The sequence below is a fragment of the Streptomyces sp. LS1784 genome, from assembly GCF_020103755.1.
Lineage (GTDB): Bacteria > Actinomycetota > Actinomycetes > Streptomycetales > Streptomycetaceae > Kitasatospora.
Genome location: NZ_JAHSQD010000293.1, coordinates 1 through 10,324 on the forward strand (window position 1 = coordinate 1; position 10,324 = coordinate 10,324).

A 10,324-nucleotide genomic window follows, 5' to 3' on the forward strand; every position below is an offset into this window, starting at 1 on the left:
CGAGTCGGCCGACGACCGGGCCCTGACCCTCAGCGCACTCGCGGGCGACCCGGCCTCCGCCCGGGAGCACGCCCGGAAGTGGCTGGTCCGCGCCGGCGCCCGCCTCGCACACGACGCGGCGAAGGGCTGAACTCCCGTCGTCCTGCGCGGCCGGCCGCCGACCGCGCAGGACGGCAACCGGCCCGTCGGCCGGGAGGACGGCACGACCGCTTCGGCACCAGGCTGTCGGACGGTCGGCCTTCAGTCGCACCACGACTCGGCCACCGAGGCGGCCAGAGCGGTGGCCTGGGCGTGGCCCGCGCGGGCAGCAGCCGGCCGGCGTGTGTCGTCCACCATGTTGCGGCCCATCACGCGACGCGCGGCACGGTCCGGGGACAGCAGGACAACGCGCGCCCCGTCGTCGGACAGATCCGCGGCCTGCTGCCGCGCGTCCGGATGCGGCCCGACCGCGTGGGGGATCGGCACAACCGCCAGCACCCGGCGATACCCGCGCGCGAGCTGGAGGTTGGCAGTCGAGCGGCTGCCGCCGTCCATCCAGCGCCGACCCGCCACGGTTACCGGCGGCCATACGACGGGCACGGCACAGCTCGCCGTGACCGCTTCGAGGAGCGTCACTCCGGAGTGCGCGTCGAACACCTCGACGTTTCCGGTCCGGGTGTCGACAGCGGTGATCCGCAACTTCCGCTCGGGCCAGTCGCGCACCTCGCCCAGGAGCGCGCCGACCGTCCCGAAGACCTCGGACTCCGGGCCGGTGCGGGCACGCAGCGCCGTCCGGGCGAGGCGGTCCACGGACCGCTGTGGATCGCGGGAGCCGAGCGCCGCCCAGAGGAAGCGCGCCGTCTGGCTCGCCGTCACCGGGAGACGGACCGCGTCGACCCCGGAGAGCTGACGCTCGTACAGCTCTGCCGCCGGGACGCCGGACAGGAGCCGGGATCCGAAGACGGCACCGCCGGAGGTGCCGATCACGACCTCGGCCCCGGAGAGATCGATCCCGGCCTCGGTGAGTCCGGCGAGGACCCCGGTCAGCCAGGCCCCGCCCACCGGTCCGCCGCCGCCGAGCACGAGTGCGGTGTCTGCCACGCTTCCCCCTTTCGCGGAGGTGCCCGTGGACGTCCACGGGCGACGAAACGGGGAATGGCCCCGCTTGCTCCGCCGACAAAAGCAACAGTACCGGGGAGTGCTCCCCGGTACCGGTGTCGAGATGACAGGGGAGGCGTGACGGGCGAGCCGCCGGCGGTGCGGCACCGTGATGCGCTGCGCAACCGGAAGGCGAGCAGGCGCGGACCGCTTTGCCCGCATGCCGTCCGGGCACGGCAGCTCCCGGACGGCATCGGCCTCGTGGGGTCGCGGAGGCCTACCAGCGGCCGCGCGACGGCGCCGGGTCGAGCTTGGCGCTGAGCGCCGAGAGAAAGGTCGGGAGCTCGTCGACCACGGCCTCGGGGTCCGGGGTGGTCCGCACGGTGCCCCGAACCACGTCCTGGACGACGAGTGTGTGGGTGCCGTCCTCCTCGACGAGTCCAACGGCGTGGAGCAGGGTTTCCATCGAGGCTTCCGTCGGTGGTGCTCCTAGGTTTGGGGGTCGTTGAGCCAGGCGGTCCACGCCTTGGTGGCCAGGTGCTCGTCGGCGTCCTCGGCGAACAGGTGGTGGCCCAGCCAGATCGGCCAGTCCCAGGAGCTGCCGTTGAAGAACCGGTACAGCGCGTCGGGGCCGCGCAGACCGACGAAGTCGGTGCTCAGCCAGTCCACGACCACCTCCTCCGAGCGGCCTTCCCGGCCCGGGAGGGCGAGCGGGAGCCGGTCGCCGACGGCCGCGTCGTCGGCGAGGCCGAGGCGTCGGCGCAGGGCGGCGAAGTCGGCGGGGTCGGTGGTGGTTTCGGGGCGCTGGGCCTTGACGTAGACGGCGGGGCGGCCGGCGAAGTGCCGCAGGTACTCGGCGAGGCCGTGCTGGTAGAAGTCGACGTGCTTCTCGGCCGCGTCCGACCTGGTGTCCCAGCCCTCGTCGACGACGCCCTCGTGCACCCAGTGGATCCCCATGCTCAGGTGGCTCGACCCGTCGGCGACCGGCTCGATGCGGTACCTGAGCGTGTTCGAGAACCCGCCGTCCCTGGTCGCCCGGACGGCGAAGTGGTGCGGGGGCTCCCACGCCACGACGGTTCCGCCTCCGCGGGAGACCGTTCCGCCGACGCGCGGCTCGACCTCCATGGGGTACAGCCAACGGAGGTTGCCGGCCCCGGTGGCGACCGCCTGCCAGACCTCCTCCGGTACGACGGGAAGGTCCTGCTCCCTGCGGACCTCGAACTCTCGGGCCATGGTCGGTACTCCTCTGCAGTGGATGGGGTGTTCAGTAGGTCAGCGGCAGGACGGACAAGTGCCGCTGCAACGGGTTGGGCCGCCATTCGAGGGCCGCCCCGTCGGCGGCCTCGTCGGCCAGCCGCAGGTGCGGGAGCCTGCGGACCAGCGTGCCGACGGCCACCTCGGTCTGGAGTCTGGCCAGCGGGCCGCCGAGGCAGAAGTGCGGGCCCGTCCCGAAGCTCAGGTGCCGGTTGCGGGGGCGTGCCAGGTCGAGCCGGTCGGGGTCCTCGAAGCGGTCCGGGTCCCGGTTGGCCGCAGCGAGGAACGGGTACACCAGCTCGCCCTCGCGCAGCAGTTGGCCGCCGATCTCGACGTCCTCCGCGACGACCCGGACGATCGACTGGGTCGGCGTGTCGTAGCGGGCCAGTTCCTCGACGGCGGTGCGGATCAGCGCCGGGTCCTCGCGCAGCCGGGCCAGCTGGTCGGGGTGGCGCAGCAGGGCGAGCACCCCGTTGCCGATCAGGTTGGCAGTGGTCTCGTCCCCGGCGGTGATCAGGACGAAGCAGGTGGACAGCAGTTCGGAGTCGGTGAGCCGGTCGTCGTGTGCCTGCGTGGCGACCAGGGCGCTGATCAGGTCGTCGCCCGGTTCGCTCCGGCGCTGCCGGATGAGCCCGGACAGGTATTCCTCGTACTGGTCGACGGCGGCCTCGGCCTGCTCGATACCCGCGGTGAGGTTCCCGAGCCGGCGGAACCAGGTCTTGACCTGCGGGCGGTCCTCGGGCGGGATGCCGAAGAGCTCGCAGACGACGGACAGCGGCAGCGGGGAGGCGATCGCCTCGATCAGGTCCATCGTCGGCCCCGCCGCGACCGCCTCGTCGATGAGCTGGTCGACGGTCGCCTGGATGCCGTCGCGCAGGGCTTCGACCCGCCGGGCGGTGAACGCCCGGTTGGCCAGCTTGCGCAGCCGGGCGTGGTCCGGCGGGTCGGTGTTGGTCATCACCCGGCCGAGCCGGTTGGTGAGTCGGCTCAGGGCCTTCAGGTTGCCGCCCAGGCCGCCGAGGGCCCTGGTCATCCGGTCCCGGTCGTTCGACAGGCGCAGGTCTCCCAGGGCCGCGTCGACGTCGGTGTACCGGGTGAGGTGCCAGATGCCCTGGGCGCTGCGGTGGACGGGGCTCTCGCGCCGCATGCGGGCATAGAGCGGGTACGGGTCCCGACGGGCCTCGGGCGTGTACAGCGCCGCGGCGAGGTCGTCGGGCCGGGCGAGGCCCGCGCTGCCGCGGGCCTCGCCGAGGGTGTCGGTGGTGGTCACGTCGGCCGCGCTACCGCTGGGCGGCCATGGCGTCGGCAAGGCTCCTGGGCCGCATGTCGGTCCAGGACGTCTCGACGTACTCCAGGCAGGCGGCGTGGGTGTCGGGGCCGTGGGCGACGGTCCAGCCCTCGGGGACGTCCGCGAACTGGGGCCAGAGCGAGTGCTGGTTCTCGTCGTTGACGAGCACGAGGAAGGTGCCGTCCTGGTCGTCGAAGGGGTTGGCCATGGGAATCAGTCCTCCTGGTGGGAAAGGCGGGAAGGGGTGCTTTCACCGGTGAGCTCGGCGAGGCGGGCGGCCACGATCGGCCCGATCTGGGCGAGCGAGCCCGGCTGGGTCATCCGGTCGTGGCGGGTGGTGATGTCGTACGGGTCGATCCGGCCGGTGACGTACGGCCGCCAGGTTCCGGCACCGGCCGAGTCCTCGGTGCGGTCGATCGTGGAGTTGAAGAGCAGCAGGCCTCCCTCGAACCTGCCGGGGGCATGGGTGGCCGCCAGCTCGGCATTGTTGATCATGATCCGGACGACGGCCTCGATGCGCTGCTCGTCCAGGTGCGCCAGGGCACTGCCCCGGCGCCGGAGGATCTCGGCGACCTCGGCGTAGGACAGCGGCCCCTCGCCGAGTTCGGCGGGATCGCAGTCGAGGATGCCGACGAGCACGTCCCGCTCGGTGGGCACGGGCGACTCTTCGAGCACCACGTCCTTGACCGGGTAGGCGTCGAGGGCCGCCAGCAGTTCGGTGCGTTCGCCGCGGGCCTGGAGCTCGCAGGCGATCGCGTGGGCGATCAGCCCGCCGGCGGACCAGCCGAGCAGCCGGTACGGGCCGTCGGGCTGGATCTTCTGGATCTGGTCGGCGTAGTCGGCCGCCATCTCCTCGTAGGACGTGGGCAGGGTCTCGGCGCGCGCGAGGCCGCGCGCCTGGATCGCGTAGACCGGGTACTCCGGGCCAAGGTGGTTCAGGAGCCCGGAATAGCACCAGCTGATGCCACCACCGGGGTGGATGCAGAACAGCGGCGGGCGGGTGCCCGTCGACCGCAGCGGGAGCACCGCGTCGAAGGCGTCCTCGGGGTCGTTCATCGCGAGACGGCTCGTGAGGCCGGCCACGGTGGGTGCCTCGAACAGCGTGCGCAGGCCCACCGGGACGCCCAGCGTCTCACGGACGCGCGACACCAGTCGGGCGGCCAGCAGGGAGTGCCCGCCGAGCTCGAAGAAGCTGTCGTCGATGCACACCTGCTCCCGGCCGAGGACCTCGGCGAACAGGCCGCACAACAACTGCTCCTGCGGGGTGCGTGGGCCTCGGCCGGCACCCGCCGCCCGGTACTCGGGGGCGGGAAGGGCGGCCCGGTCCAGCTTGCCGTTGGCGGTCAGCGGCAGCGCGTCCAGCACCACGAACGCCGACGGCACCATGTAGTCGGGCAGTTCGCGGCCGAGGCGGCGGGCGAGGTCGTCCGGCACGGGCGCGTCCTCGTCGACGGGCACCAGGTAGGCGACCAGGCGCTTGTCGCCCGGCCGGTCCTCGCGGACCACGACGGCGGCTTGGGCGATGCCGGGGAGGCCGGTGAGCGCGATCTCGATCTCACCGGGCTCGATCCGGAAGCCACGCAACTTGACCTGGCCGTCGGCCCGGCCGGCGAACTCCAGGGTGCCGTCGGCCCGCCAGCGGGCGAGGTCGCCCGTGCGGTACATACGCTGCCCGGCGGGACCGTACGGGTCCGCGACGAACCGCCCGGCGGTCAGGCCGGGCTTGGCCAGGTACCCCCGGGCCAGGCCCACCCCCGCGAGGTACAGCTCGCCGACCGCGCCCGGCACCGCCGGCCGCAGTCCGGCGTCGAGCAGGTGGAGCCGCATGTTCGCCATCGGCCGGCCGAGCGGAAGGGCTCGGGCAGGGACGGGTGGTGCGCTCAGCGGCTGGGACACCGCGAACGTGGTGGTCTCCGTCGGTCCATAGACGTGGACCACCGAAGTCCCGGGGCACGCGGCCATCACCCTGGCGACCGCGGTGGGCGACACCACGTCACCTCCCGTCCACACTTCGCGCACCCCTGCGAAGCAGTCCGGCTGTTGCTCCGCCGCGAGGTGGAACAGGCCGACCGTCAGGAACAGCCCGGTCACGCCGTGTCGGCCGATGACCTGCGCCAACGCGCCGACATCGAGGTGCCCGGAAGGTGCCAAGACGATCCGTCCGCCGCCCAGCAGCGGCACCCACAGCTCGTAGGTCGCGGCGTCGAAGGCCGCCGGGGAGTGGAGCAGAACGCTCCGGTGACTGCCGTTCGCCCAGCCCGGGTCCAACGCCAGGCCCGCGACGTCCCGGTGCGTCACCCCGATCCCCTTGGGCTTCCCGGTGGAGCCGGAGGTGTACATCACGTACGCCAACTGCCGTGGATCGCACACGACTTCCAGGTCGGAGTCATCGCTCTCAGCCTGGCTCAGCGCGGTGAGCACGTCCTCGGTGAGCACCAGCGCCGCGCCGGTCTCGCGGATGATCAGGTCGATCCGGGAGGACGGGAAGCGCGGGTCGAGAGGCACGTAGGCACCGCCCGCCTTGACGATCGCCAGGATCGCGACGACGAGTTCCGCCGAGCGCTCCAGCAGCACCGCCACCGGGGTCTCCGGCCGGACGCCCTGGCCGATCAGTGCCCGGGCCAGCCGGTTGGAGCACAGGTCGAGCTCCCGGTAGGTCAGTTCGGCCGTGCCCGCGACCACCGCGACCGCGTCCGGTGTGGCGGCCACCCGGCGGGCGAACAGCTCCGGCAGACCGGCTTCGGGCAGTTCGGCGTCGGTCCGGTTGAATCCGACCAGCAGCTCACGGCGTTCCTCGCCGGACAGCAGGTCGAGCCGGCCGATCGGCCGGTCCGGCTCGGCGGCGGCCGCCCGCAGCAGCCGCACCCAGCGGGCGAACAGCAGCTCCACGGTGGCCGGGTCGAAAAGGTCGGTCGCGTACTCCACCGCGCCGAGCACGCCCGCCGGGACGCCGTCCGGGCCGTACTGCTCGGCCAGGCTGACGGTCAGGTCGACGCGGGCGGTGCCGGTCGGGGCCTCCAGGTGGGCGGTCTCCAGCCCTGGCAGGGCGAACTCGCCGGCCGGGGCGTTCTGGAGGGCCAGCATGATCTGGAACAGCGGGTGGTGGGCCAGCGACCGGGTGGGGTTGACGGCTTCGACCAGGTACTCGAACGGCACGTCCTGGTGGGCGTAGGCGGCCAGCGCCTTCCGCCGTACCCGGCCGAGCAGTTCGGCGAAGCCGGGGTCACCGCCGGTGTCGGTGCGCAGCACCAGGGTGTTGACGAAGAACCCGACGAGCTCGTCCAGCGCCTGATCGGTCCGCCCGGCGATCGGGCTGCCGATCGGGATGTCGGTGCCGGCGCCGAGCCGGGTGAGCAGGGCGGCGAGGCCGGCCTGGAGCACCATGAACAGGCTGGCGCCGTGGCCGGTGGCCAGGTCCCGCAGCTCCCGGTGGAGGTCCGCGTCGAGCCGGACCGCGATCCGGCCACCGCGCTGGGAGGCCTCGGCTGGCCGGGGCCGGTCGGCGGGCAGCCGCACCTGGTCCGGCAGGCCTGCCAACTCCTCCTTCCAGTAGCCGAGTTGCCGGGCGAACAGACTGTCCTGGTCGGCCGCCTCGCCGAGCAGGTCGCGCTGCCACAGCGTGTAGTCGGCGTACTGGACCGGCAGTGGGGACCACTGCGGCTCCTCCGCCCGGCAGCGGGCCGCGTAGGCCGACGCCAGATCCCGGGAGAGCGGGCCCATCGACCAGCCGTCGGCGGCGATGTGGTGGACCACGACGAGCAGCACGTGCCGCTCGGGGGCGAGCACGTACAGCTCCGCCCGGACCGGCGGCTCGGCGGCCAGATCGAAGCCGCGCTGGGCACCCCGTGCCAGTCGCTCGGACAGCTCGTTCTCGGCGAGCTCGATCGCCGGGAGCTCCGGGTACGCCTCCGCCGCGCCGAGCACGAGCTGGTACGGCTCCCCCTCCGCCTCCCTCAGAACGGTCCGCAGGCTCTCGTGCCGGGCGATCACGTCCGCCAGGGCGGCCCGCAGGGCCTGCCGGTCGAGCGGGCCGTCCAGGCGCAGTGCGAGCGGCATGTTGTAGGTGGCGCTCGGCCCGTCCATGCGGTGCAGGAACCAGAGGCGGCGCTGGGCGAAGGACAGCGGGACCCGGTGCGGGCGGGGCCGGGCGGTCAGCGCGGGCCGTTCCGTGACGGAGCCGTCGAGACGGGCCGCCAACCCGGCCACGGTCGGGGTCTCGAACAGCGTCCGCACCTCCAGTTCGGCACCGAGGACCGCCCGGATACGGGAGGCCAGCCGGGTTGCCAGCAGCGAGTGCCCGCCGAGGTCGAAGAAGCTGTCCTCGACGCCCACCCGGGGCAGCCCGAGCAGGTCGGCGAAGAGTTCGGCGAGCAGTTGCTCCTGCGGGGTGCGCGGTGCCCGCCCGCCGGTGGCCGCTCCCAGGTCGGGGGCGGGCAGGGCGCGGCGGTCGAGCTTGCCGCTGGCCGTCAGCGGCATCGCGTCCAGGACCACGAGGGCCGAGGGCACGAGGTACTCGGGCAGGCGTTCACGCAGCCGCTCGCGCAGTTCGGCGACCAGGGCGCCGCTGGTGCGGCTGCCGGTCGGGCGGTTGGTGAGCGAGGACAGCGCGGCGCCGGCCGGCCGCGACGGCCGGTAGGCCTCGACGGGGGCGTCTCCCGGCCGGTCCGCGAAGAGCACGTCGAGGGCTTCGGGCACGTCGGCTGACCAGGTGACGTCCACCCGGAGGCCGAGGTCCTCGGCGAGGGCGTGGAAGTCCTCCGGGTCGGGGAGGTTGTCATCCTCCGGGGCGTGCAGCCGTTCCCGCAGCTCGGCGAGCGTGCCGTCGCCGTTCTGCACCGCCCGGGCCAGGTCGGCCTCGCGTGCGACCCGGCGGTTCGGCACCCCGGTGAGGCGGACCGGGCCGGTGCCGGGCCGCCTGAGCAGTTCGCGCAGTTCCGCAAGGTCGGCAACGTCCCGGTTCCAGCTCAGGTCCCGCGCCTCGACCGGTACGGCCGTCCGCTTGTGCAGCGTCACGTCGTAGCGGTAGCGGGTCAGTTCGTTGTGGTGGCGGCCGCGCTTGACCTCCACGGCCACCGCACCGATGTCCGCACCGTGCTCCCGCAGGACGGTGAAGAAGTCCGGATCGACCAGGAGTTCCTTCTCCACCGACAGGGCCTGCTCCACCGCACGGCGCACCGCGCCGAGGTCGGTGCCGTCGACAGCCCGGTGCAGCTGGACGACGGTGGCCAGCGTGCGCAGCAGTCGCAGGTTGCGGATGTCGCCGATGAAGAGTGCGCCGCCGGGGACGAGGAGGCCCATCAGCTTCCTGATCACGTCGGCGAGGTAGTCGGCGGATGGGAAGTACTGCGCGACGGAGTTGATCACGATGGTGTCGAACTGCCCGGCCGGCAGTCCGTCGGTGTCGTGTGCCGGGCGGGTCTGGAGCACCACGCGTTCGGCGAGGTCCCGTTGCTCGGCGACCTGTGTGGTCAGCGTGTCGATCGCGGTGGCGGAGAAGTCGGTCGCCCAGTAGGTCTCGCAGTGGGGTGCGATCTGGGAGAGGAGCAGTCCGGTGCCGACGCCGATCTCCAGTACCCGGCGGGGGTGCAGGGCCAGGATGCGGGCCACGGTGGTGTCCCGCCATTGCCGCATCTGCTCGACGGGGATCGGGCCGGCGTCGTAACTGCTGTTCCAGCCGACGAAGTTCTGGCCGAAGGCGGTTTCCTCGGGGGCGATGGGCAGGGCGTCGTAGATGTCCTGCCATTCGCCCACGTGGTCGGCTTCCAGGCCGCTGTTCCGGGCGGTGTCCCGGCGCGGGACGACGTAGCCGACGAGCCGGTCGTCCTTGGCCAGGACGACGGCCCGGGCGACGGCGGGGTGCTCGGCCAGCGCCGCCTCGACCTCGCCCGGCTCGACGCGGAAGCCGCGCACCTTCACCTGGTCGTCGGCACGGCCGACGTACTCCAGCTGGCCGTCGCCCAGCCAGCGCACCAGGTCGCCGGTGCGGTACATGCGCGCACCCTCCGGGCCGAACGGGCAGGCCACGAACCGCCCCGCCGTCAGGCCCGGCCGCTTCAGGTAGCCGCGCGCCAGACCCGCGCCCGCGACGTACAACTCACCCGGCACACCCGGAGGAACCGGCCGCAGCCACTCGTCCAGCACGTACACCCGGGCATTGGCGATCGGCCGGCCGATCGGCGGCACACCCACCCCCGGCACGAGCGGGTCGCTCATCGTCGCACACACCGTCGTCTCCGTCGGCCCGTACGCGTTGACCATCCGCCGGCCCGGCGCCCAGCGCGCCACCAGCTCCGGCGCACACGCCTCCCCCGCCACCACCAACGTCGACACCGCCACCGAACCCTCCGGCACAGCCGCCAGCACGGACGGCGGCACCGTCACGTGAGTGACCGCAAGGCCCGAGTCGGTCAGCGCCGCGACCGCGTCCCCCGACGGAGGCAGCACCAGGACCGCCCCACACAGCAAAGCGGTGTAGATCTCCGACACCGACGCGTCGAAACTGGGCGAGGCGAACTGAAGCACCCGACTGCCAGGATCGATCGCGAACCGCTCGATCTGCCCGACAACCAGACTCGCCACACCCCCATGGGCAACCACCACGCCCTTGGGCCGACCCGTCGAACCCGACGTGTAGATCACATACGCCGGATGCCGCACATCGAGCGCGACCACCGGATCCGTCTCCGGCCAGTCCCCGTCGCCCAC

The 10,324-nt window shown here is 73.1% G+C and carries 6 protein-coding genes; all 6 read right to left on the minus strand.

Annotated elements, in window-relative coordinates; all coding sequences use genetic code 11:
* Window positions 1-240 precede the first annotated feature (240 nt).
* On the minus strand, window positions 241-1,080 hold the full coding sequence (locus tag KS423_RS27665; RefSeq protein ID WP_224282498.1) for a patatin-like phospholipase family protein: 840 nt from the start codon (window positions 1,078-1,080) through the stop codon (window positions 241-243).
* Between the two features lie 274 nt (window positions 1,081-1,354).
* Complete coding sequence (locus KS423_RS27670) at window positions 1,355-1,543, minus strand: hypothetical protein (protein ID WP_224282499.1); 189 nt, start codon at window positions 1,541-1,543, stop codon at window positions 1,355-1,357.
* A 23-nt stretch (window positions 1,544-1,566) separates the two neighbouring features.
* Complete coding sequence (locus tag KS423_RS27675) at window positions 1,567-2,310, minus strand: SRPBCC domain-containing protein (RefSeq protein ID WP_224282500.1); 744 nt, start codon at window positions 2,308-2,310, stop codon at window positions 1,567-1,569.
* Between the two features lie 31 nt (window positions 2,311-2,341).
* On the minus strand, window positions 2,342-3,601 hold the full coding sequence (locus KS423_RS27680; protein ID WP_224282501.1) for a cytochrome P450: 1,260 nt from the start codon (window positions 3,599-3,601) through the stop codon (window positions 2,342-2,344).
* Between the two features lie 10 nt (window positions 3,602-3,611).
* Entirely contained in the window at window positions 3,612-3,827 is a 216-nt protein-coding gene (locus KS423_RS27685; RefSeq protein WP_224282502.1) for an MbtH family protein, read from the minus strand.
* 5 nt (window positions 3,828-3,832) lie between these two features.
* Window positions 3,833-10,324 (minus strand): non-ribosomal peptide synthetase (locus KS423_RS27690; protein ID WP_263455305.1); only part of this gene is annotated, 6,492 nt, incomplete at its 5' end.